Genomic DNA, 23,037 nt, shown 5'->3' on the forward strand with positions numbered 1-23,037 from the left:
CTGCTCAGCGCCCAAGCATAGTTAAGGCTCGGTCATTCTGCTTTTACGGTTCTGTTCCAGCTGTTGCTGCAGTGCCTGCTCCAGTTCAACCATGGCCGCGTCGGTGGCTTCGCAGCGCTGAGCGATGATCGGTGCGGTCTGCATTTGTACACAGGCCTGCTCCAGTGCTTCGCAACAGGTAATCAGGCGCGACGCCTGAGCGATCCGCGCGGCGCCCTTGATCTTGTGTGCCGTCACGATCAACGCTTCGCGGTCGGTGTGCGGCGACAAGGCCAGCAGTTCCTGGCGATCCAGCCGGCTGCTGTTGAGCAGTTCGTGGAGCAAACGCTGGATCTGCACCGGACTCTCACCCGTTAGCTGACTGAGACCTTGAAGGTTGAAGGTCGGCGCCGGGAAGGCCGGTTTCAGTTCGTTGACCCATTGGCTCAGCGCGCTGAGGCTCAGTGGTTTGAACAGGCAGTCGTTCATGCCAGCCTGTTTGCAGCGCTGGATCTCCTCGGGTTGGGCGTTGGCCGTGAAGCCCAGTACGGTACACGGTGGCTTCCCTGTCAGACGCTCCTGCTGGCGAATCGCCCGGGTCAGTTCATAGCCATTCATGACCGGCATATTGCAGTCGGCGATGACCAGATCGAATTCGCCGGTCTGCCATTTCTCCAGTCCGCTTTGACCCTCTTCGGCCAGACTGAAACGGTGTCCAAGGAACTCCAGTTGCTGGCACATCAATAGACGATTGGCCGGATGGTCATCGACCACCAATATGTTCAACGGCGCAAAAGCCATCCGGATCGGCGGCTCGCGCCGAGCGGTGCTCACTTCACTGGGTAGCGTCTGTAGTGGCATGGACAGGCAGACCTGGGTGCCGATGCCGGGCTGACTGCACAATTGCAACCGGCCACCCATCATTTCGCAGAGGCTGCGACTGATGAACAAACCCAGGCCTGCGCCGCCACGGGTTTGCTGTTGAGCGTTGTCGGCCTGGGAAAATGGTTCGAACAGTCGTTGCTGGTCTTCGGCGCTGATGCCGACACCGGTATCCTGAATCGTCAACTGGACCAGTGAGTGCTCGGGCGTGCCACCGGGCAGTATGTCGAGGTTGATACGAATGCGCCCGTGTTCGGTGAACTTGATGGCGTTGCTTATCAGGTTCGACAGCACCTGCTTGAAGCGCAACGGATCCAGCTGTACATCGACGTCCAGTTCCGGTGGATTGATGCTCAGTGTCAGGGGCAGGTTTTTCTGTCGGGCCAGGCCATCGAAGATTCTCACCACCGACGCCACCGTTTCAACAAGGTTGACCCGTTCCGGGCTCAGGCTCAGGCGGCCGGACTCGATTCTGGCGATATCGAGGATGTCGCCGATCAGTCCCAGCAGATCCTTTGCCGAGTGGTAAGCGGTGTCGATGGACGAGCGGTCCGGATGCTGCGGGTTCATGCGCTTGAGAGTCAGTTCGAGCATGCCGATTACCGCATTCATCGGCGTGCGGATCTCGTGGCTCATGGTCGCCAGAAAGGTACTTTTGGCACGGTTGGCATCATCGGCCTGTTCCTTGGCCAAGCGCAGCTCATCGAACAGTTGGCGGCGCTCGCTGATGTCGATCCAGCCACCGATGATGCCTTTGACTTCGCCGCTGGAATCACGGTAGGGCAATATCCAGTGATAGATCGTCAAGCGTCGGTTACCGATATGCAACGGACGATCAAGCACCAACGGCCTGCCTTCAGCCACCACCCGTTGGTAATCCGCCTGGTATGTCTGGGCTTCGAAAGCGTTGCTCAGTGTGCCCTGCATGACACTTTTGCCGATGACGTCTTCGCGTTTGGCATTGAACGCATCAAGGTAGCTGTCGTTACAGCTCTGCAGCAAACCCTGACAATCACGCACATAGATGGGATGGGGCGTGCCGTTGACCAGCGAACTCATGAATTCGAACTGATCATTCAAGGCCCGTTCGGCCATCTTGCGTTGTTTGATCTGCCGACGCATGTAGGCGTTCCAGAGCAGTGACAGCAACAGGAGCAGGCAGGCAACGCCAATCAACTGATAGAACAGGCGCTGGTAATGACGCCAGTTACTTTGCGCCGCTGTCGAGAAACCCCGCCAGCGACTATTGATCACGCCCAGTTCTTCGGGCGTGATGCTCAGCAGCGCCTTGTCGAGGATTGATCCCAGCTCGGTGTTGCCTCGCGCAATGGCCAGTGAAAAAGCCGCCTGACGTGTGCCCAGGGTGGTGGTGATCTGCAATGGGTGTTCGAAGATGCGCGATGAAATCAGATAGTTGGCAATCACCAGCGAGCTGACGGCACCGTCAACCTTGCCCTCGGCGAGCAAGGTCGCGGCACTGAAGGTATCGGATGTTTCAATGACGTCGATGTGCGGAAACTCGCGGCGCAGATAATCGGTCAAGGGACTGCCCTGGGCGATCGCCAGGTATTTATCTTTGAGCTGGCTCAGATGAGAAGGGCTGTCAGCGGCTTTGCGCGTCAGCAGAACATAGGAGTTTTCCAGGTATGGGCGGCTGAATTGCAGGTCTTTCTCACGTTGCGGACTCGGTAGCAGGGCGGCGATCAGATCGGCCTGATGCTGGCTGATCTGTTCGATCATTGCGTCATCGCTGCGGCTGCGGCGAATTTCGAAGCGTAATCCGGTGCGCAAGCGCAGCAGTTCCAGCAGATCGGCGGTGATGCCACGGAAATTGCCGTCGCTGTCGAAGAATGTCAGCGGAGCGAGGGCGTCGTTCACCACCACTCGAATAACCGGGTGCTGTTTGAGCCATTCTTCCTCATGACGGGTCAATTGCAACTTCTGGTCGGTCAACAGAATGTCGCTGCCGGCACTCCAGCGTTTGGCGATACTGTCGCGTTCACTGCGCGGAACAGCATTGAGCACGGTGTTGATGATGCTCAGCAGTTGTGCGTTGCCGGTGTGTACGGCAAAGCTGAAGCCATGGGCTTCCTGTTTGCCGAAGTTGGCCATGCGAATGTTGTTCAGGTAACCCTTGTTGATCATGTAGTGAGTGGAAATGGTGTCACCGAGAAACACATCGGCCTGGTCGAACGCGACCGCGTTGATTGCATTCTGATAGGACGGGTAGGAGGTGAGGATGGCCTTGGGGTAAAGAGCCTTGACTTCTTCCTTTGGCAAATAGTGATAGACCATGCTCAGACGCAATCCGGCCAGCCCTTCGGTCAGCGAGCGAGTCTCATCCTCTCGGGTCACCAGCACTGGTTGATCAATGGCGTAGGGCGTGGAAAGCACGATGTCGGGGTTGCTTGCTTCGAATCCGTTGGCGCTGCCGAGCATATCGACCTGACCCGCCAGCAGCGCCTTCAGGGCCGCGTCCCGGGAGGCGAAGCGCTCGATGCGCACTTGCAGGCCCGTGGCCTGGCCGAGAAAACCAGCGTAGTCCGCCGTAAAACCCTCGTAGTCGCGTCCGCTGGCCGTCATGTCGAACGGCGGATAGTCCGGGGCGGAGGTGCCCAATACCAGTTCATGTCGTCCCTGCAACCATTGCCGTTGTGAGGCATCCAGAGGCAAGGCCATCAATTCGAACGTCGACCGGCTACGCAGGACATAGCTTTGCGGGGCGAGAAGGGAGGCCAGAACCTGGGTGCTCAGGAACAGGCCGGCAATAAACCCGGCAACATGGACAAAGCGAATGGGCATGCGGGCTCTCACACTAACGCGTTACGTTTGGCCATCTCGATAAGTTCCACCAGGGACTTGGCTTTGAGTTTTTGCATCAGGCGTTTTTTGTAAGTACTGACGGTCTTGTTACTGAGGAACATGCCTTTGGCGATTTCCTTGTTAGTGCGTCCTTGGGCAAATAACTGCAAGACCATTAGTTCGCGGTCATTGACGGATTTGAACAGCTCAAGTTCGGCATAACGGATATCGTCGCTGCGGACAGGATTGAGTGCCTGGCTGGGGAAATAGTTATAACCGGAGAGAACGGCCTTGATGGCGCTCACCAGTTCGCTGAGGTCTTCTTCCTTGCACACGTAACCGGATGCACCGGATTGCATGCAGCGAATACCGAAGAGTGTCGGGCATTGTGCGGTCAGTACGAGAGTCTTGAGCGGGGTGCTCATGGCGTTGAAACGGGCGAGAACCTCCAGGCCATCGAGCTTGGGGATGCTGATATCAAGGATGACCAGATCGGGCATGCATTCGCGGACCATTTGCATGGCATCGACCCCATTATCGGTTTCGCCGACGACCTTGTAGCCTTCGTGCTCCAGCAGCATTCGAACGGCAAGTCGGATGACGGGGTGATCATCGACAATAAAAACGGAGTTCATAATCAAATCCCATACGTACGCGAATAAAGCGCGCACCTTAGCTCAGATGGATGAGCGCTCGCATGAGCTGAGGGGGCTCCAGCGGCAATATAGGATTATTCCTACACACTAAAGGGAATTCGACTACGGTTGAACTAGGTGCGGTGTTAGGAAGTGAGGGATGTATGTTTGTCGGAGCGTTTAAGTTGTTTCAACAATACCGGATTAATGTTTATTAATGTTTCGGCAAATATTTTAAAGATTTATTAGCCTCATAAGGGGCCGATGGCTGCTCACCATGCCCGCACTCAACCGGCCACGCAGGCTGACCGGTTGAGACGAACACGTCAGTGACTGGAGCGACCGGTCATTTCCAGCGCCATGTCGCTGGCGTAACTGTCGGTCATGCCGGCGATGAAATCGATCATGCGCAGAAAGGACGCGTGCAGAGGCCCATGCGGGTCAGGTGCGTTGTTTCCCAGCAGGTCGAGGATTCGTCGGCTCTTGAACGACGGCGTGCGGCCATTGTGCTGCTCGAGTGCCGCACCGCAAAACGCGTTGAGGAGGATCTCCAGCGTGGTGTAGGCACCGATTTCATGCAGAGTCTTGCGTTTATCCTGAAAGATTTTCTTGCGGGCAATGTCCTTGGCGTTCAACACGCAGCGTTTGGCCGGACCGTGCATGTGCTCCACCAGATCGCCTTGCAGGGTGCCGGCGAGCAATGCCTCCTGCTGCTCGACGAATGCTCGCGCTGCCGCATTGGTCAAATGCTCGATGGCTTTGCCGCGCAGAATCGCCAGTTTGCGCCGGCGTGAGTCCTGCGGACCGAGCTGGCGGTAAGTCTCCGGGAGGTCATCGCCGACCAGACCGAGCAGTAGCGACTCTACTTCGGCGTATTCGAGCAACTCCATCTCCAGACCGTCTTCCAGATCGATCAGCGCGTAGCAGATGTCGTCGGCGGCTTCCATCAGATAAACCAGCGGATGGCGCGCCCAGCGCTGGTCTTCCAGCTGTGGCAGACCCAGCTTGTGGGCGATTTGCTCGAGCAGCGGCAGTTCGCTCTGATAGCAGCCGAACTTGTGCTTCTTGTAACCGAGCGAGTCAGCGTGACGGGCCGTCCATGGATACTTCAGGTAGGTGCCGAGGGTCGCGTAGGTCAGGCGAGTGCCGCCGTCGAACTGGTGATATTCCAGCTGCGTCAGTACCCGAAAGCCTTGGGCATTGCCTTCGAAATTGAGGAAGTCACCGCGCTCGGCTTCGCTCATTGCATCCAGCCAGCCACGCCCGGCAGCCTGTTGGAACCAGTGACGAATGGCATCTTCACCGGAATGTCCGAAGGGCGGGTTGCCGATGTCGTGGGCCAGACATGCCGATTGCACCACCATGCCCAGATCACTCGGGTCGCACCAGTCGGGCAGGGCGCTGCGCAGGGTTTCGCCGACACGCATGCCCAGCGAGCGGCCCACGCAACTGACTTCCAGCGAGTGGGTCAGACGCGTGTGAATATGGTCGTTGCTCGACACCGGGTGCACTTGGGTCTTGCGCCCCAAGCGGCGGAAGGCGCCGGAGAAGATGATGCGGTCGTGGTCTTTGTGGAAAGGGCTGCGGCCGAGTTCTTGCGGGCTGTGCAGCGGCTTGCCGAGGCGTTCGCGGTTGAGCAGGGTTTGCCAATCCAAGGCTGATTCTCTCCGTCAGGATGACTGTTGCCCTAGCTTCCCGGTTCGTGCGCATGCCTGCAAGCGGAACTACAACCCCGCCGCATCAATGTCGATCAACAATAGCCGCTCGCCGTTGTCGAAAAACTGCCCGGCCGTCAGGCAATACTGATTGCTGGTGGCGTCACGGTAGGTGTTGGACAAAGTCAGGCGCCGTTCCTCCCAGCCTTCGGCGAGCAGGTGATAGAAGTACGGACGCCACGACCAGTTGTGGCCCAGGTAGCGGTTATCGGCGACCCAGCCGTTGTGCCGCCATTCGAGGTTGGGGGTTAGCTGCGTGCCATGCCGGTCGCACTGATAAAAGCGCAGCAGCCAGGGAAAGGCTTCCAGTTGCGGCAGTGCGCTGAGCGGTGCGTGTGCCCCGGCCCAGCCTTGCAGGATGGCCATCAATTCGCCGAGTTGCTGGCGCATCTGCATCAAGCGCCCGCGCTCGGCGAGTTTTTGTTGCACGTAGCGCTGGCGCAGTTCGGCGAAGCGCGGCACGAAAGTATCGGTGGCAAAGAACGCTTCCTGCGCGCGGGCGAAGAGAAAACCCTGCACGTAACGCGATCCGCACTCGAGGGCGAAATTCAGCTGGGCATCGGTCTCGACCCCTTCGGCAATGATCCAGCAGCCGGTTTTCTCGGCCATCTGCGCGAGTGCCTTGACCACCTCACTGCTCGGCCCGCCAAGGGCGGCTGCCTGGAACAGGCGCATGTCGAGTTTGAGGATGTCCGGTTGCAGCGCCAGTACGCGATCGAGTTGTGAATAGCCCGCGCCGAAATCGTCAATGGCGATTCTCGCGCCAGCGTCGCGATAACGCGCAACCACTTCGGCCAGACGTTGGCCGTTCCCGCCCAGTTCAGTGATTTCAAACACAATGCGTTGCGGATCGACATGGTGTCGCGCCAATTGTTTAAGGCTGGGCAATGCCTGGTCCGGGCGCAAACGGCTGATCCAGCGCGGCGACATGTTCAGGCTGAGAAACCAGTCTGCCGGCGCTTCATGCAGACGGCTCAGGGCATTGTCACGGATCTGCCGGTCGAGGCGGCGCAAGGCAATGGCTGGCAGGCGCGGGTCGGCGAACAGCGGCCCGACTGACGTCAGTTGACCGTCATTCTGGCGCAGGCGGCCCAATGCTTCGACGCCTGCAATACGTCCGGTGGCGGTATCGATGAAAGGCTGAAAGCAGGCGAGCGGTTGCCCGTCGATCACGGAGCCTCCTTAGTCGTTCTTGTTCTGATTGAACCCCGCCGACCGGGTAGGCGCGCGGGATTGAACCTCCGGGTAAAGAGGTTCATCCCTGCGACAGTGCAAGAATGTAGCCAGATATATCGGCTTAGCGCTTGCTTGAGTTCTGCATCACCAGTTTGATCAATGGGCCGAGGCTGGTGCCCAGGCGAATCAACCGGGTCAGACCGCCGACGCCGCCGCTTTTTGCGCCTTTGCCGGTCAGAAAACCCAATAGCGTGACTGCTGCCACGCCCCACAACGGCGCGTGTTTGATGCCAAAACCGTCGTGCAGGTTTTGCGTCATGCCACGCACGCGCTGCAAGGGTTGCAGCACTTGTCCGGCTTCATGACGGATTTCCTGGCGATGCATTTCCATGCGCAAGCGGATCAACGCCTTGCGCATTTCCCGCCGCGAGCTGTTGTGTGGAAGTTCGGGCAGGCTCATGGCAGCAGGCGCTCCCGGTCGTTGGCGAGCTCTTCGAGCGTGCCGTGGAAGGGCGAGGACTCATCGAAAATCGCGGCTTTGAGGCGCAGCCCGCAGAAGATCGAAGCCAGGGTATAAAAGACGCACAAGCCGATGATCGCGGCAAGGCGATAAGTGTCCCAGAAGATGATCATGACCAGTGTCGATAAACCCACCAGCAACAACAGAGCAAACACCAGAGCCAAGCCTGCGAACAGCAACAGGCTGACGGTTCGTGATTTTTGCTCCTGCAATTCGATGCCGAACAATTCGACATGGCTGTGCAGCAGACCGAGAACGGCTGCGCCCAGGCGCCGGGTGGAGGAGGCGGTGCCCGCAGTCGGGCCGGATTCACCGATCGACATGATTCAGCGCCGAGTGGCCAGCAGGCCAATCAGAAAGCCAACGCCCGCTGCAATGCCGACCGATTGCCATGGGTTGGCCGACACATAATCTTCAGTGGCGCTGACGGCAGCCTGACCGCGCTCGCGCAAGGTGTCTTCAGTCAACTTCAAGGTTTCCCGGGCGCGCAGCAGACTGTCGTGAATCTGGCCGCGCAGCTCATCTGCCTGATCGCCGGCCAGGGTGGCGGTGTGCTCGAGCAAACGCTCGGTGTCGGCGACCAGGGTCTGGAAGTCGTTCATGAGGATTTCTTGAGCAGTCTTTGCCTTGATGCTGGCCATGGGTGGATCTCCGTAATTGGCGTCTGAAGCGTTCGAGTATGAGCCTTGCGCGAAGGTTCAGTACAAATGACTGGTACAACTTTTGCTGTGTCGTGGTGCGTCGCCCGCACGCCGTGCGCTGTTGCCGGGCGCGTATGCAGGAAAACCTTAACTCAAATATTGCGGTGGGTGTCAGCACATCGACCTTGTGCGCCAAAGCGGTTCAGCCGAGACCCCGATCGGTGACTGCGCGGTCGCAACTTGGTGCATGAAATGTGCGCACGAACCGCTTTGGTGCCTTTTTAGCCTCCAGGTCTGCCTATTCATGGAAAATCTGCAAAGCGCTGTGGACACGCTGGTTCACAGCTCCAATACGTTGTTCATTCTGATCGGCGCGGTAATGGTCCTGGCAATGCACGCGGGCTTCGCCTTTCTGGAGGTCGGAACGGTCCGGCAAAAGAACCAGGTCAACGCATTGTCGAAAATCCTCAGTGATTTCGCCGTCTCGACACTGGCCTATTTCTTTATAGGCTATTGGATCTCCTACGGCGTGACGTTCATGCAGCCTGCTGCTGTGCTGAGTGCCGATCATGGTTACGGGTTGGTGAAGTTTTTCTTCCTGTTGACCTTTGCTGCGGCTATTCCAGCGATCATTTCCGGCGGCATTGCCGAACGTGCGCGCTTCGTTCCGCAGTTGTGCGCCACGGCGCTGATCGTGGCGTTCATCTACCCGTTTTTTGAGGGCATGATCTGGAATGGCAACTATGGCTTGCAGGCCTGGCTGGCGTCGCAATTTGGTGCCGCGTTTCATGATTTCGCCGGATCCGTCGTGGTGCATGCCATGGGCGGCTGGCTGGCGCTGGCCGCCGTGCTTTTGCTGGGCCCGCGCAACGGCCGTTATCGCGATGGGCGACTGGTTGCATTCGCGCCATCGAGCATTCCGTTTCTGGCGCTCGGTTCGTGGATTCTGATTGTCGGCTGGTTCGGCTTCAACGTGATGAGTGCACAGACGCTGCAAGGCGTCAGTGGTCTCGTCGCGGTTAACTCGTTGATGGCGATGGTCGGCGGCACCATGGCGGCTTTGCTCGTCGGGCGCAATGACCCGGGCTTTCTGCACAACGGCCCGTTGGCTGGCCTGGTGGCGGTCTGCGCCGGTTCTGATTTGATGCACCCGGTCGGCGCATTGGTGACCGGGGCGATTGCCGGCGCATTGTTCGTCTGGTGCTTTACCGCTGCGCAGGTCAAATGGCGCATCGACGATGTGCTGGGTGTCTGGCCGTTGCACGGTTTGTGCGGCGTATGGGGTGGGGTTGCCTGCGGTATTTTCGGCCAGAGTGCGCTGGGTGGAATCGGCGGCGTCAGCCTGATCAGCCAGTTTATCGGCACCGCGCTGGGCGTTGCGGTGGCGCTGCTCGGCGGGTTCGTTGTGTACGGCACAATCAAGGCGCTGCACGGGCTGCGCCTGAGTCAGGAACAAGAGTATTACGGCGCCGATCTGTCGCTGCACAAGATCGGCGCGGTGAGCCAGGATTAGGTCTCTTCATCGACTGCGCCCGGGTAAAAGCCGTGCAGCAGGCGATAGCGATCGATACGCACCTGATCGACTTTTTCCTGCACCTGATGCGCTGGCAGCCCGAGCATGATCAGGGCGTGAGAGGCGAGCATCAGGCTCGACTCCAACAGTTCCGGCACCACTTCGGTGGCGCCGGCGGCTTTCAGCTCGGCCCATTGGCTGTCGTCGCGAGTGCGCACCAGAATCGGCACGTGCGCATGGAGATGACGCGCCTCCTTGAGAATGCGCAGGGCCACATCACTCTGGTCGACGGCGATCACCAGTAACTTTGCGCGCAACAGGCCGACCGCAGTCAGCAGATCGCCGCGTGACGAGTCGCCGTAATGTACGTCGCTTTCGCTCGAGGCGGCTTCCTGTACACGCACCGGGTCATTGTCCAGCGCAATGAAAGGTTGCCTGGCGTTGCGCATGAAACGGCCGATGGACTGGCCGACCCGGCCGTATCCGCAAATCACCACATGCTTATCGAGGCCAGCGTTGAGTGCGCTGATCTGTTCGATCTGCGCCTCTTGATTGGGCTTGCGGTGCAGGGCTGCGGCGATGCGTGGCGCGGCGCGCAATAACAACGGGGTCAGCAGCATCGAACAGAAGGTTGCTGCGAGCAGCAGAGCGCCCAGTTGGTCAGGCATCAAGCGGTTTTGCTGCATCTGCGCCATCAATGCAAAACAGAATTCGCCACCCTGCGCCAAGGCCAGGCCGCTGCGCCATGCCGTTTCACTGTCATTGCCGCGCCACTTCACCAGCAGCGTGACGACGATGCCCTTGATGATCATCAGTCCCAACGTGAGGCCGAGGATCAGCAGGCTGTGGCTGACGAACAATTGCAGATCGATCAGCATGCCGATGCTGACAAAAAACACGCCAAGCAGAATGTCGCGGAACGGCCGAATGTCAGCCTCGATCTGATGCCGATAATGGCTTTCACCGAGCAACATGCCGGCAAGGAAAGCCCCCAGAGCAGGCGACAAGCCCAGCAAATGCGTGAGCCATGCTGTCAGCAGCACGATCACCAGCGCCAGCAGCACGAACAATTCCGCCGAGCGCGACGCAGCGACTTCATGGAACAGCCGTGGCAACAACCAGCGACTGGCCAGTAGCAGACCGACAAACAACACCACGGTTTTTGCCAGGGTCAGCGGCAGGGCCCAATACCAGGCCTGATCGCTGCTGCCGGCAAACACCGGGACCAGCGTCAGCAGCAATACGGCGACGACGTCCTGAAACAGTAAAACGCCGACCGCATTCTGGCCGTGACTGCTGAACACCTCGCCAAGGCTGCCCAACTCTTTGGTAACGATGGCTGTGGATGACAACGACAGCCCCGCGCCGAGCAACAGCGCAGGCGTCAGCGGCATGCCCAGCAACATCAGCACCGAGCCCAGCAGCGCCGTGCTGATCAATACCTGCTGACTGCCCAGGCGAAATACCACATGACGCAACGCAATCATCTTCGACAGGGAGAACTCCAACCCAAGCGAAAACAGCAGGAACACCACGCCCAGCTCTGCCACATCGGGCAGATGTTCACTTTCGTTGACCCAGTCAAAGGCGCTCGGCCCGACCAGCAGTCCGACGCACAGGTAACCCAGAACCGGTGGCAGGCGCAGGCGCCGGAACAGGGCAATCACCACGAGGGACGAGGCAAGGATGATCAACAGATTGGCAAACACTGGACACTCCGATGTCAGGCTCAGGCTTCTCAAGCGTAGAGGCAAAAAGTCCGGGAGGATTGCGTATTTGCCATTTGTGCCAACTGATTTGCGTCAGCGTTTTGCGTGTGAAACCTTTGGGCGGTAGCGGGTCGACGGTTTTCGAGGGCGGGCCTAGAATAGGCGGATAAATTGTCGGTTGAGCGCACATGCTTCCTGAATGTCAGCTGTTCGGCACCCTGGGGTGTCATCTCTGTGAGGTTGCTGAAGCCGAACTAATGCCTTTTGTCGAGCATGGTCTGCTGGTCGAACTGCTCGACATCGCTGACGACGAGAGCTGGTTCGAGGCTTACAGCCTGCGCATCCCGGTGCTGCGTCGGGTTGATACCGGAGCGGAACTGGATTGGCCGTTCAGTGCCGATCAGGTCGTGGCGTTCCTGCGCTGAGCGGCTTTCGCAACGTTGCCCCGCTGGTCGTCATTGCACATCCTTCCCTTGGCACTTCCCGGTTTATTCGGTTACTGTATGTTCATACAGTAATTGCGTCAGAGGGATGAACCGTGGTGAATGTCGAACAGTTGAAAAACAGCGTGAACCGGATGTCGGTTGACGTGGTGCGCGAGGCCGTCCTCGAATTGCGCCTGGACGGGCTGGTCACGGAAGGCAAGACGCCATTCAACAAGCTGCATTTCAACACTTGTTTCGCCGAGATCGAGGCGCTTTTCCAGCGTGCCGGTTACCATCGGCAACTCGATGTGGTCGGCTACCAGGGTTTGCTTTACGCCTTGTATGACCCGGGCCGCTGGGAAGCCGTCGATGTGCTGCGCTGGCTCAAGGAGTTCACCGAGGCCGCGGCGCTCAAATCGATTCCCGCCTGAGGATTCGCGCTAGGTTCGTTTCCGCCGGTGTTGGATAATGCCGGTCTGCCTTGAGGATTCGAATTCCCGTATGTCCACATCTACTTTCCATGCTGCTCAGAATCAGGCCAGCACACTTTATCTGCCGGCCGGTGCCTGGCTGACCGTATTCGATTGCCTGTGCGAGCATTTCAGTGCCATTGGTCGCGAGCAATGGCTGGACCGCATTGCCCGCGGTCGGGTTCTGGATGCTCAGGGCCAGCCGATCTCGCTGGATCTGCCGTACAGGGAAGGTTTGCGGATTCACTATTTCCGCGAAGTGCCGGACGAAAAGCCGATTCCGGTGGTCGAGTCGATCCTCTATGCCGATGAACATCTGGTGGTAGCCGACAAGCCGCATTTTCTGCCGGTGACACCCGCCGGTGAATATGTCGAGCAAACCTTGCTGCGCCGCTTGATTCGACGGCTGGACAACCCAAATCTGGTGCCGCTGCACCGGATCGATCGGCACACTGCGGGGCTGGTGATTTTTTCGGCCAATCCGCAAACCCGTTCCGCCTACCAGTCGCTCTTCCCGACCCGGCAGATCGACAAGCGCTACGAGGCAATTGCCAAGGCCTTGCCCGACCTGAACTTTCCACTGATCCACAAAAGCCGATTGGTCGATGGTCAGCCGTTCTTTCGCATGCAGGAAGGGCCGGGTGTCAGCAATACCGAAACGGCGGTGGAAGTTCGCGAAAAGAATGGCGAGCTCTGGCGTTACGGTCTGTTCCCGGTGACCGGCAAGAAGCATCAGTTGCGCGTGCATATGACCGCACTGGGCGCGAGCATCTGCAACGATCCGTTTTATCCTGAGGTGTTGAAAGACGTCGAGGATGATTACGCCAACCCGCTCAAGCTTCTTGCACAGGGGTTGCGATTTATCGATCCGGTGACGGGTGAAGAGCGTAAATTCGAGAGCCGCATCACTCTGCAGTGGTAAGCGCCAGTCCACTTTCCAGCGCCCATGAAAAAGCCCGCAATAATGCGGGCTTTTCTGTATCCGGTGTCGACGCAGAGCTTACAGCTCTTTAACGGTACGAACCTGATCCTTGTTGATGCGAGTTTCTTTGCCGTCCAGTTGTTGGAACTCGTAGAAACCCGAATCGTCATCGTATTTCGGGGTGTCGACGGCCTGGATTTCGCGACCGTCATTCAAGGTGATCACTGTAGGCGACGAGCAACCTGCGAGGGTAGCCAGGCCCAGTGCGAGCATGAAAGTGGCGAGGGTCCGTTGAGTCATGGGTGTGTCTCCGAATGGGAATTCTTTTGGTTACTGAGCTTGAGACGTATACAAGGCGTGAGAGTTCCTTGAGTGCTGTCAGTCTGACACAGTGTTGTGCGAATTTAACAGTTCGGGGGTGTTGAGGTTCGCCAGCCGCGGGTCATTGTCAGGACATTCCAGTGCACTGGCATCGAGCCTGCGCATTACCCGGCCAGGGCTGCGCTCACCGGCGTTCCAGGCCTCTTCGAATGCCGGCAAAAGGGCGACAGGAATCACACACAATAGCGGTTCCCAATGCTGATCATGGCGCAACATTAAAGGTTTTTCAGGATTCTGGCGGGCAGTCTCGCGCATGTCTTGCAGCAATGTTGCGTCAATCCGCGGAACATCGCACGGCAAGACCAGCAGGTGCGAGTGGCGCGCGGCTTTCAGACCCGCACGGATACCGGCCAGTGGTCCGGGGAAATCGCCTTGGTCATCTACGACCAATTGATCGGCGAACGGCGCATAGCGTTCACGATTGCGGTTGCACGAGATGATCAGGTCGTCAGTCAGCGCTCGCACCTTGCGTTGCAAATGTGCAATCAACGGCTCGCCCAGCCACTCCACCAGTCCTTTGTCCTGCCCGCCCATGCGTTGGCCGCGTCCGCCTGCCAAAAGCAGAATGGAGCAGGGTGGCAGTTGCGTATTCAGGGGCATGGCGGCTCTCCACGGGGGCGGCGAAAAAATGGGGCGCTGTGATATAACACCGGGCTGTTTCTCCTACAACTGGACGAGCCTATGAAAGCCAAGGCTGATGTACCTTTCGTGCCGCTCAATATAGCGGTACTGACTGTCAGTGATACCCGCACCCTGGAAACCGATACCTCAGGCCAGGTCTTCGTCGACCGCTTGACGGCGGCCGGTCACCATCTGGCGGAGCGGGTTTTGCTCAAAGATGATCTCTACAAAATTCGTGCGCAAGTCGCCAACTGGATTGCCGACGATGTCGTACAGGTGGTGCTGATCACTGGCGGCACGGGTTTTACCGGTCGCGACAGCACGCCAGAAGCGGTAGCGTGCCTGCTCGACAAGCAAGTGGATGGTTTCGGCGAACTGTTCCGGCAGATTTCGGTAGCCGACATCGGCACCTCGACCGTGCAATCGCGCGCCCTCGCCGGGCTAGCCAACGGTACGCTGGTTTGCTGTTTGCCGGGCTCGACCAACGCAGTACGTACGGGTTGGGACGGCATTCTTGGCGAACAGCTCGATGCCCGGCACCGCCCGTGCAATTTCGTCACGCATCTGAAACAGGCGGCGCCTTGTGAATCCCGTCGGTAAGCCGGGCAAGACCGCTAGCCTGATGCCCGTCGAGGCGGCGTTGGCGCGCTTGCTGGAACTGGCCGCAGCCTCGCCCGTCAGCGAGCGTGAGTATTTGCCTCTGGCCGAGGTTCAGGGGCGGGTGTTGGCCGAGGATCTGATTTCGACCCTGGATCTGCCACCCTGGCCGAACAGCGCCATGGATGGCTATGCCTTGAATCTGGGCGACTGGACCGGCGCACCGTTGCCGGTCAGCCAGAAGGTTTTTGCCGGTCAGGCGCCCGAGCCTTTGCAGCGGGGAACCTGCGCGCGGATTTTTACCGGTGCGCCGGTGCCAGCGGGTGCGGACTGCGTCGAGATGCAGGAAAACGCTGAGGTCCAGGCCGATGGCCGCGTACGTTTCATCGAGACGATGGCGGCGGGGCAGAATATCCGCCCGCAAGGTCAGGAGACCACGGTCGGTGAATTGATTCTCGAGGCTGGAACCCGGCTGGGGCCGATCGAGCAGGGTTTGTCTGCGTCGTTGGGGTATGCCGGGCTTGATGTCATACGCAAGGTCCGTGTGGCGGTGCTGTCAACTGGTGATGAGCTGGTCGAGCCGGGGCAGGCGCTGGGCCCGGGGCAGATCTACAACAGCAATCGCGTGGTGCTGTGCAGCTGGTTGCAGCGGCTTGGATGCGAGGTGATCGATGCCGGTATTCTTCCGGATGATCTGGCCACGACCCGAGCTCGCCTGGGTGAACTGCAGGACGTTGACCTTATTCTCTCCACTGGCGGCGTTTCGGTCGGAGAGGCCGACTTCCTCGGCATCGCGTTGCGGGAGGAAGGAGAGCTGGCGTTGTGGAAGCTGGCGATCAAGCCAGGCAAACCATTGACCGTCGGCCATTTTCGCAATGTGCCCGTGATTGGTTTGCCGGGAAACCCGGCTTCGACGCTGGTGACTTTCGCCTTGCTGACTCGCCCTTATCTGTTGCGCCGACAAGGTGTGAAGGATCTCGAGCCGCTGAAGTTCAAGGTGCCTGCGGGGTTCGACTGGCCGCAGCCCGGCAATCGGCGGGAATATTTGCGTGGCCGTCTTGAGCAAGGGCAGGCAATCATTTACCGCAATCAAAGTTCCGGTGTCCTGCGCAGTGCTGCCTGGGCCGATGGTCTTGTCGAGGTACTGGAGGGAAGAACACTGGTGGCCGGTGATGAGGTCGGTTTCATCCCGTTAAGTGATCTTCTCGGTTGAAGATCGGCGCCGTGAGTGCCACGCCGGTGGAAAACAGCCGGCGCCGGCACTCCGGGCATTCAGCCTATGAGCGTCACGAGCTGGTCAAATCGGCTGTTGGCCACCCAACCCAGTAAACCCAATACCACAGCGGTAGCCCCTGCCGCATAGGCAAGGCGATGCTTGATCGATTTGACGTCACCTCTGACTTCGTCCATGTCGCGTCGAATGTACTTGAGGTGGGTTTCAAGCTCGGCAAATCGAGGTTCCATATCAATGTCTCCAGTGGCTTTGGCGCGGCCTTTCGTATCGGTTTTATGCAATATGTGACAGTCACTGGCGGGTATGGCCGGGCTCACAGGTTTTTTGGCATCAATGCTCTGCATGAAAGCATCCGCCTTCTGCTGCGGGTCGGCGTTGGCAACTGATGTCACCCGATTGATAGTCGATAGTCGTCAGGGTGTATCCACTCATTACATGCACATCCTTGTGTATTGTTGGGTTGCAGATTGATAGCGCCGACACACGGTGGACTACACATGAAATCTGGTCAATTAAGCCGTTTCTGCATTTTTTGTAAGAATAAATACCGCCCTGTAGGACGCGGTGGCCATACGTTTGAATTAATTGCGATTGCGGCGACTTTTTTGTGCGCTTGAAGGGTCAAGATGTCTCATACCCCAAACCATTTTCGGAGTGAGTGATATGAGTGAGCAAAGGGCGCTATTGATTCTGCATGGCAAGCAGGCACTCAACGAGTCCGTACGCGCGGCCGTCGAGGCCAAGCGTGAGAAAGGCTGGGAGCTGGCGGTCCGACTGACCTGGGAAGCCGGCGATGCACAGCGTCTGGTGGGGGAGGCGCTGGAGGCGGGGTACACGCGAATCATTGCCGGCGGCGGTGATGGCACTTTGCGCGACATCGCCGAAGCCCTTGCGCAGCAACCCAAAAAGGCCAGTCTGGTGCTGCTGCCGCTGGGTACGGCCAACGATTTTTCTCGCGCGGCGGGTATCCCGCTCGAGCCGGCCGATGCGCTTGAACTGCTCGATACACCGCCATCGGATATCGATCTGGGCGAAGTAGGCGGGCAGATTTTCCTCAACATGGCCACGGGTGGTTTTGGCAGTCAGGTCACCGCTAACACCTCCGAAGACCTGAAGAAGGTTCTGGGTGGCGCTGCCTACCTGTTCACCGGATTGTCGCGCTTCAGTGAGCTGCATGCCGCCTATGGTGAGCTGCAGGGGCCGGATTTCCATTGGCGTGGCGAACTGCTGGCATTGGGTATCGGTAACGGCCGTCAGGCCGGCGGCGGGCACGTGCTGTGTCCGCAGGCTCTGGTCGATGACGGGATGCTGGATATCAGTATCCTGCCGGCGCCACAGGAGTTGGTCGGTACATTGAAAAATCTGCTGAGCGACGGGTTCGGTATCGACAACATGTTCGTCCGTACCCGTTTGCCGTGGGTCGAGATCAAGGTGGCCGAGGGGCTTTATATCAATCTTGATGGCGAACCGCTGGAGGGCGACAACATGCGCTTTGAAGCGCGTCCGGCGGCGTTGCAGGTGCATTTGCCCGAGGGTTCACCACTGTTGAGCGGCAAACCTTCGGTCAATCATCAAGGCTGATGATCTGCTCGCGCACGGCGAACAGCACCAGGCCTGCCACATCGTAGATTTGCAGGCGTTTCATGATTTGCGAGCGGTGGGTCTCGACAGTCTTGATGCTCAGGCCGAGGCCGTTGGCAATTTCCCGGGTGGATTTGCCGCGCACGATCAGACGGAGAATTTCCAGCTGACGCGCCGTCAGATTATGCGAGTCGGCGACTTCCGGTTGTTGCTTCTGATTACGGGTCAACGCCTGGGTAATCACCGTGTGGGCGATCGCCGGACTCAAATAACGCTCGCCGTTGCGCAAGGCTTCCAGCGCGTGTTCGAGCTCGGTGGCTGTGGTGTCTTTGAGCAGATAGCCGTGGGCACCGGATTCCAGCGCCTGCATGATCAATGAAGGATCGGTGTGCATCGACAGGATCAGCACTTTGCTTTGTGGGCGCACGCGTTTGAGCCGTTGCAGGGCTTGGAGGCCGCCGGTTTCCTTCATGGAAATATCCAGAAGCACGATGTCGGGACTCAATTGCTCAACCATTTCGAGCAGTTGCGAGCCGTCATTGGCTTCGCCGATTACTGCGTAACCGGGAATATCCAGTACCAGAGCGCGCACGCCGGCCCTGATCAGCGAGTGGTCATCCACCAGAAGTAAGTTACAAGTCAACGCATAACCTTATTCGTACTGGCCCGCTCGAGTGCCCGGGGCGCCCAGGGGAAAAGTGCTTCGATCCGAGTGCCATTGCCCGGCTCACTGGTGACGCTCAGAGTGCCACCCAATTGCTCGATACGTTCGGCCATCCCGGCCATGCCCCGTTGTCCTTCCCGCCCCGGGTTGGCGGCAGGGGCAAATCCCTGACCATCATCAGTAATCATCAGCGTCAGTCCTTGGGGCAGTCGCTGCACGCGTATCAGCAGGTTTTTCGCCTGGGCGTGACGCAGAATATTGGTGACGGCCTCCTGAGCGATACGAAACGCGGCAACCGCCATTTCTTCAGGGATACCGTTGAGGCGCTGCTGGCAATCGAGGCTCCAGTGCACCGAAGTGTTGGCCAGTGCCTTGAGCAAGTGCGCGCGCAGGCTGGCCTCCAGGCCAAGGCTGGTCAGTTGACGCGGGTTCAGGATCGCCGAGACGTCGCGCACTTTATTGAGGGTTTCTTCGAGTGTGTCGCAGAGCGTCGTACAGTGCTCCTGCAAGTCCTCCGGCAGGCGCCGCCTGAGCCACTCGCTTTGCAGTTTGGCGGCGGTCAGCAACTGGCCAATGTCGTCGTGCAATTCGCGGCTGAGGCGATGACGTTCGTTTTCCTGAACCTCCAGCAAACGATCAGCGAGTTCCTGCGGCTGGAACTTGATCGATTTGCGTGACAGCCGATATTGCACCCATACGCAAGCCGTGGCCGCAATGTTGAGCAGCAGCAACCCCAGGCAAAGTGGCAGGGAAAAAGCATAGGTCAGCAGACTGCCCACTGCCGCGAGCACACACAATATGAGGGTGAACCGACGGGCATTTTCCCGGGAGGGTGGCCATGTAGAGATTGACTTGAGGCTGGCGTACATAACGGATGGAGCCAATGGATGTTCGCTGCGGGTAGACCTGCCGGAGGTTTGACGGGTCTCTGTCTGGAAATGCTGATAAATATATTATTGATTTCAACAGGCTTCAGTGAGCGGTGTTTGACCGTCAACTTCGAGCGATGTCGATCTCTGAAGTCACTGTGCCATTAATTCGAAAGCAACTAACGGGCGGCATAATACCACTTAAGATACCGTTGGTCGCGTTCGCCATATATGTCCAATGAGTCAGAAAACACGGTATGTTGGACGTAAGTTCCATAATGGAAAATGTCGGTTAATTGAGTTTGATAGATATTGCTGCGTGCCCGAAGTTGAGTTACCTGGACACAGGAAAACCCTGAGGCCTGCTGGAATGTATCCGCTCTGGTCAGGTTGGTTATTTAATTGGTTTTGTCGCTGGCAGGTATGAACTATTCAATTACGACATGCGCGCTCATCAGGCCTGTCGCTCTGAATAGGACATCAGTGACAAAGGCTGCGGCGCGAGGAGGGGCTTGAACCGGCTTTGGCCGACCTGAAAGGCGAAGGCCTCGATCAACGAGGTCTGTTCACTGTCATCCAGGCCTAGTTGCCCCGTGTTCTGATCAACCAGTTCGAGTTGCCAGGCCATCAGCGTGAAGCAGTCTTTCAAGGCCGCGAGCGCCTGTTCGTGCAGGTCGACATGATCCTGTGCCAGGTTGAGCAAGCCGTAGATGTGCAGGGAAAACTCGGAAACTGCCTCCAGTGCCAATGCCTGGGCTCTGCCCGCGAGCTTGAGGAGGGTATTGAGCATGCAGTCGATGGCGTCTTTGTCGTTGCTGATCAATTGCAGGTGGCTGAGGCACTCCTCGGACTTCGCCAGCAGCGTTTCGGCCTCGACAAGAAATTCGGGGAACCGCTGGGCCCACTCTTTATGGTCGATTGGCATGCTTATCTCCACCACGTCATGTCTGATGAGGGAATGCCGTGTGTGTCGACGATCATGAACCGTCGCGAGATCGCGCCCCGGTGCGCAGGTGCACAAATTCGGGGTTTCAAGAGGATGTGTTTCCACTGAACTGCGATCGCACACAATAGCCTGACTCCGTTCATGCAATGAGAATGGCGTCACATTAATGGCTATTGGATATTGCGAATATCAGGTTGGGCCTGATTGTCGGTAGGGGAATCCCTTAGGCGCGGGAACCTGGAGCGCAAACCGAGGTCGCGCCACAAGGGTTGTAACAGATGAAATCACGGGGGCCAGTAAAGCATGATGTTAATGTGACATCAATGACCGGTTGTGGCATTTTGATGGCGAATTTGGCAGTGATCAAGATTTGCCGCACGCAGCCGATAAACCCTCTTAGTGAATTCTTCAGAACAAGCCCAGGAGTCATTGATGGCCGGCATTCTCGACACGGTAGACCAACGCACACAACTGGTGGGTGAGAATCGCCTCGAAATTCTCATGTTTCGACTGGCCGGGCGCCAATTGTTCGCGATCAACGTGTTCAAGGTTCAGGAGGTGCTGCAGTTGCCTAAACTGACCCTGATGCCTCAGCGTCACCCGTTTGTTTGTGGTGTGGTCAATTTGCGCGGGCAGACGCTGCCGGTAATCGACCTGTCTCAGGCAATTGGCATGCGACCACTGGTGCCGGGGCCGAACAGCACGATCATCGTCACCGAGTACAACCGCTCGGTACAGGCTTTCCTGGTCGGTGGCGTTGACCGTATCGTCAACATGAACTGGGAAGCCATTCTGCCGCCGCCAACCAGCGCTGGCCGTCAGCACTACCTGACCGCGATCAGCAAGGTTGACGATCAACTGGTGGAAATCATTGACGTTGAAAAAGTCCTCGCCGAGATCGTCCCGTACAACGCCAAAGTCTCGCGTGAAAAGCTCGATGATCCGGTGCTGGAGCGTGCCCGTGGCCGTGAAGTATTGCTGGTGGACGATTCCAACGTCGCGCTTTCGCAATTGCGCGACACCCTTGGCCAGCTCGGGGTGAAAATGCACATTGCCAGCGACGGCCTGAAAGCGCTGAACATGCTCAAGGCCTGGGCCGATACCGGCGTGAACATGACCGATAAGCTGCTGATGATATTCACCGACGCGGAAATGCCGGAAATGGACGGTTACCGTCTGACCACCGAAATTCGCAACGATCCGCGTCTGCGAGGCCTGTATGTGGTGTTGCATACGTCGCTGTCCGGTAGCTTCAACGACTCGATGGTGAAGAAGGTCGGCTGCGACAATTTCCTCTCCAAGTTTCAGCCGGACAAACTGGTCGACGTGGTGCGTCAGCGCCTGATGCTTGACGAAGTGCCGGCCTGATCACGCACCCCTTGTAGGAGTGAGCCTGCTCGCGATAGAGGGGGGGGCAGCCCCAAATCATTGCTGACCCAACGCTATCGCGAGCAGGCTCACTCCTACGGTTTTTGCTCTTTGATTCCTGCTCCAGCTCGTATAGGGTGGCGTTTTTATCCTCCAGGGAGCTGGCCATGCTGCGTCTGAGCGCGCTTTATCGTTACCCGTTGAAATCCGGCAAGGTCGATGTGCTGCAAAGTGTCGACCTCGACAAGCTGGGGCTTGATGGCGACCGACGCTGGATGCTCGTGGACGAAGCCAGTGGCCGTTTTCTGACACAGCGTGCCGAAGCGAAGATGAGCCAGTTGTCGGCCCTGTGGAATGAACAGGGCGGTCTGACGTTGAGTGCGCCGCAGCAGGCTGCCATCGACATCGCCCTGCCGGGAAACGATGCCGAGTTGCGCGGCGTGACGATCTGGCGTGACACCTTGCGCGTGCCGGATGCCGGTGAAGAAGCGGCCCGTTGGGTCAGCGATTTCATTGGCAAACCGACGCGTCTGGTGCAGGTGCCACTGGATCGCGCCCGCACCACGCAAGCCGGCTATGGCAACGAAGATGATCAAGTCGCGTTCGCCGACGGTTTTCCGCTGCTGTTGATTGGCGAGGCGTCGCTGCAGGACCTTTCGCAAAAGGTTGGGCGGCCGCTGGAGATGCTGCGCTTTCGACCGAATCTGGTGATCGAAGGCAGCGAAGCGTATGCCGAGGACAGCTGGAAACGCATTCGTATCGGTGATGTCGAGTTCCGCGTGGTCAAGCCGTGCTCACGCTGCATCCTGACCACCATCGATCCGCAAACCGGTGAGCGCAGCGCTGATCGTGAGCCGCTGGCGACCTTGCAGAAATACCGAGCCGAGGCCGACGGGGCGATGTTCGGCCAGAACCTGGTGAACGACAGCAATGGTCTGCTGGAGGTCGGGATGTCGGTGGAAATCCTCGAATAACCCGTCACCGAAACGAAAAATGCCCGTGTCCTTGGACACGGGCATTTTTTTGCGCAGTACTTCTTTTTTCGCTGCGGGCCGCGGGCTTAGCCGCGGTATTCGCACAGGTAAGCGGTATCGACAGCGACTTTCAGCTGGAACTTGCTGTTGGCCGGGACGTTGAACTGGCTACCGGCGGCGAAGGTTTCCCAGTCGCCGCTGTCTGGCAGTTTGACCGTCAGTGCGCCGGATACCACGTGCATGATTTCACGCTGGGCGGTGCCGAATTCGTATTCGCCCGGGGCCATGACGCCGATGGTCGCCGGACCTTCAGCGGTGCCAAAGGCGATCGACTTGACGGTGCCGTCGAAGTACTCGTTGACTTTAAACATGGGCGATTCCTCGAAAAGGGCTAAAAAATTGAGGCGGCCAGT

General features: G+C 58.4%; 24 protein-coding genes. 9 read left to right on the top strand and 15 right to left on the bottom strand.

The features are described 5' to 3' along the window. Nucleotides 1-21 precede the first annotated feature (21 nt). The 7 genes from ACIPIZ_RS11330 to ACIPIZ_RS11360 form a co-directional block, all read right to left on the bottom strand. Nucleotides 22-3,663 carry a transporter substrate-binding domain-containing protein gene (locus ACIPIZ_RS11330; RefSeq protein WP_401165346.1) on the bottom strand — a complete coding sequence of 1,214 codons (3,642 nt, stop codon included), beginning with the start codon at nt 3,661-3,663 and terminating at the stop codon, nt 22-24. Nucleotides 3,664-3,671: 8 nt separating this feature from the next. Beyond that, the gene (locus ACIPIZ_RS11335; RefSeq protein ID WP_064391377.1) at nt 3,672-4,298 is read right to left on the bottom strand and encodes a response regulator transcription factor; all 627 of its coding nucleotides are present in this window, start codon (nt 4,296-4,298) and stop codon (nt 3,672-3,674) included. 326 nt (nt 4,299-4,624) lie between these two features. Next, on the bottom strand, nt 4,625-5,953 hold the full coding sequence (locus tag ACIPIZ_RS11340; protein ID WP_064391376.1) for a deoxyguanosinetriphosphate triphosphohydrolase: 1,329 nt from the start codon (nt 5,951-5,953) through the stop codon (nt 4,625-4,627). Between the two features lie 69 nt (nt 5,954-6,022). Further along, nucleotides 6,023-7,186 carry an EAL domain-containing protein gene (locus ACIPIZ_RS11345; RefSeq protein WP_105705209.1) on the bottom strand — a complete coding sequence of 388 codons (1,164 nt, stop codon included), beginning with the start codon at nt 7,184-7,186 and terminating at the stop codon, nt 6,023-6,025. A 124-nt stretch (nt 7,187-7,310) separates the two neighbouring features. Then, nucleotides 7,311-7,649, bottom strand: a complete 339-nt coding sequence (locus ACIPIZ_RS11350) for a hypothetical protein (protein ID WP_064391374.1) — start codon at nt 7,647-7,649, stop codon at nt 7,311-7,313. Next, entirely contained in the window at nt 7,646-8,032 is a 387-nt protein-coding gene (locus ACIPIZ_RS11355) for a phage holin family protein (protein WP_008079909.1), read from the bottom strand. The genes ACIPIZ_RS11350 and ACIPIZ_RS11355 overlap by 4 nt, the downstream gene beginning before the upstream one ends. 3 nt (nt 8,033-8,035) lie before the next feature. Further along, the gene (locus tag ACIPIZ_RS11360; RefSeq protein ID WP_064391373.1) at nt 8,036-8,350 is read right to left on the bottom strand and encodes a YqjD family protein; all 315 of its coding nucleotides are present in this window, start codon (nt 8,348-8,350) and stop codon (nt 8,036-8,038) included. A 304-nt stretch (nt 8,351-8,654) separates the two neighbouring features. Between ACIPIZ_RS11360 and ACIPIZ_RS11365 the strand changes: the two genes are divergently transcribed. Next, entirely contained in the window at nt 8,655-9,863 is a 1,209-nt protein-coding gene (locus ACIPIZ_RS11365; RefSeq protein WP_253482449.1) for an ammonium transporter, read from the top strand. Here ACIPIZ_RS11365 and ACIPIZ_RS11370 read toward each other — a convergent pair. Further along, nucleotides 9,860-11,572: a cation:proton antiporter gene (locus ACIPIZ_RS11370; RefSeq protein ID WP_401165349.1), complete on the bottom strand. Its 1,713-nt coding sequence runs from the start codon at nt 11,570-11,572 to the stop codon at nt 9,860-9,862. The genes ACIPIZ_RS11365 and ACIPIZ_RS11370 overlap by 4 nt on opposite strands. Nucleotides 11,573-11,760: 188 nt before the next feature. Here ACIPIZ_RS11370 and ACIPIZ_RS11375 point away from each other — a divergent pair, with 188 nt between their 5' ends. From ACIPIZ_RS11375 to ACIPIZ_RS11385, 3 genes are all read left to right on the top strand, one after another. After that, the gene (locus ACIPIZ_RS11375) at nt 11,761-11,997 is read left to right on the top strand and encodes a glutaredoxin family protein (protein WP_064391370.1); all 237 of its coding nucleotides are present in this window, start codon (nt 11,761-11,763) and stop codon (nt 11,995-11,997) included. A gap of 113 nt (nt 11,998-12,110) precedes the next feature. Beyond that, the gene (locus ACIPIZ_RS11380) at nt 12,111-12,428 is read left to right on the top strand and encodes a transcriptional regulator (RefSeq protein ID WP_095189592.1); all 318 of its coding nucleotides are present in this window, start codon (nt 12,111-12,113) and stop codon (nt 12,426-12,428) included. Between the two features lie 70 nt (nt 12,429-12,498). Beyond that, the gene (locus ACIPIZ_RS11385; protein WP_401165351.1) at nt 12,499-13,389 is read left to right on the top strand and encodes a pseudouridine synthase; all 891 of its coding nucleotides are present in this window, start codon (nt 12,499-12,501) and stop codon (nt 13,387-13,389) included. A 78-nt stretch (nt 13,390-13,467) separates the two neighbouring features. Here ACIPIZ_RS11385 and ACIPIZ_RS11390 read toward each other — a convergent pair whose 3' ends face one another. Continuing rightward, the gene (locus ACIPIZ_RS11390; RefSeq protein WP_016770600.1) at nt 13,468-13,689 is read right to left on the bottom strand and encodes a YgdI/YgdR family lipoprotein; all 222 of its coding nucleotides are present in this window, start codon (nt 13,687-13,689) and stop codon (nt 13,468-13,470) included. Nucleotides 13,690-13,767: 78 nt separating this feature from the next. Further along, nucleotides 13,768-14,370: a molybdenum cofactor guanylyltransferase MobA gene (gene mobA, locus ACIPIZ_RS11395; RefSeq protein WP_401165353.1), complete on the bottom strand. Its 603-nt coding sequence runs from the start codon at nt 14,368-14,370 to the stop codon at nt 13,768-13,770. An 81-nt stretch (nt 14,371-14,451) separates the two neighbouring features. Here mobA and moaB point away from each other — a divergent pair, with 81 nt between their 5' ends. After that, nucleotides 14,452-14,991: a molybdenum cofactor biosynthesis protein B gene (gene moaB, locus ACIPIZ_RS11400; protein ID WP_401165354.1), complete on the top strand. Its 540-nt coding sequence runs from the start codon at nt 14,452-14,454 to the stop codon at nt 14,989-14,991. Continuing rightward, nucleotides 14,975-16,201, top strand: coding sequence for a gephyrin-like molybdotransferase Glp (glp, locus tag ACIPIZ_RS11405; RefSeq protein WP_401165356.1), 1,227 nt, complete (start codon nt 14,975-14,977; stop codon nt 16,199-16,201). Before moaB ends, glp begins: the two co-directional genes overlap by 17 nt. A gap of 59 nt (nt 16,202-16,260) precedes the next feature. Here glp and ACIPIZ_RS11410 read toward each other — a convergent pair whose 3' ends face one another. After that, nucleotides 16,261-16,566 (bottom strand): hypothetical protein, encoded by a 306-nt coding sequence (locus ACIPIZ_RS11410; RefSeq protein WP_401165358.1) that lies wholly within the window; start codon nt 16,564-16,566, stop codon nt 16,261-16,263. A gap of 319 nt (nt 16,567-16,885) precedes the next feature. Between ACIPIZ_RS11410 and yegS the strand changes: the two genes are divergently transcribed. After that, the gene (gene yegS / locus ACIPIZ_RS11415; RefSeq protein WP_064391365.1) at nt 16,886-17,803 is read left to right on the top strand and encodes a lipid kinase YegS; all 918 of its coding nucleotides are present in this window, start codon (nt 16,886-16,888) and stop codon (nt 17,801-17,803) included. Here yegS and ACIPIZ_RS11420 read toward each other — a convergent pair. The 3 genes from ACIPIZ_RS11420 to ACIPIZ_RS11430 form a co-directional block, all read right to left on the bottom strand. Beyond that, nucleotides 17,787-18,446, bottom strand: coding sequence for a response regulator transcription factor (locus ACIPIZ_RS11420; protein WP_064391364.1), 660 nt, complete (start codon nt 18,444-18,446; stop codon nt 17,787-17,789). The two genes, yegS and ACIPIZ_RS11420, sit on opposite strands and share 17 nt — an antisense overlap. Next, nucleotides 18,443-19,336 (bottom strand): sensor histidine kinase, encoded by an 894-nt coding sequence (locus ACIPIZ_RS11425; protein WP_064391363.1) that lies wholly within the window; start codon nt 19,334-19,336, stop codon nt 18,443-18,445. Before ACIPIZ_RS11425 ends, ACIPIZ_RS11420 begins: the two co-directional genes overlap by 4 nt. A gap of 454 nt (nt 19,337-19,790) precedes the next feature. Continuing rightward, nucleotides 19,791-20,261 carry a hypothetical protein gene (locus ACIPIZ_RS11430; protein WP_064391362.1) on the bottom strand — a complete coding sequence of 157 codons (471 nt, stop codon included), beginning with the start codon at nt 20,259-20,261 and terminating at the stop codon, nt 19,791-19,793. A gap of 453 nt (nt 20,262-20,714) precedes the next feature. On the opposite strand from ACIPIZ_RS11430, the gene ACIPIZ_RS11435 reads away from it, so the two are divergent. Beyond that, the gene (locus ACIPIZ_RS11435) at nt 20,715-21,650 is read left to right on the top strand and encodes a chemotaxis protein CheV (protein ID WP_064391361.1); all 936 of its coding nucleotides are present in this window, start codon (nt 20,715-20,717) and stop codon (nt 21,648-21,650) included. A gap of 167 nt (nt 21,651-21,817) precedes the next feature. Then, nucleotides 21,818-22,624 carry an MOSC domain-containing protein gene (locus ACIPIZ_RS11440; protein WP_064391360.1) on the top strand — a complete coding sequence of 269 codons (807 nt, stop codon included), beginning with the start codon at nt 21,818-21,820 and terminating at the stop codon, nt 22,622-22,624. Nucleotides 22,625-22,710: 86 nt separating this feature from the next. On the opposite strand, the gene ACIPIZ_RS11445 is transcribed toward ACIPIZ_RS11440, so the two are convergent. After that, entirely contained in the window at nt 22,711-22,995 is a 285-nt protein-coding gene (locus ACIPIZ_RS11445; protein WP_064391359.1) for a pyrimidine/purine nucleoside phosphorylase, read from the bottom strand. Between the last annotated feature and the right edge of the window lie 42 nt (nt 22,996-23,037).

Origin of the sequence: Pseudomonas sp. NPDC087690 (assembly GCF_044743175.1) — a bacterium.
Taxonomy (GTDB): Bacteria; Pseudomonadota; Gammaproteobacteria; order Pseudomonadales; family Pseudomonadaceae; genus Aquipseudomonas.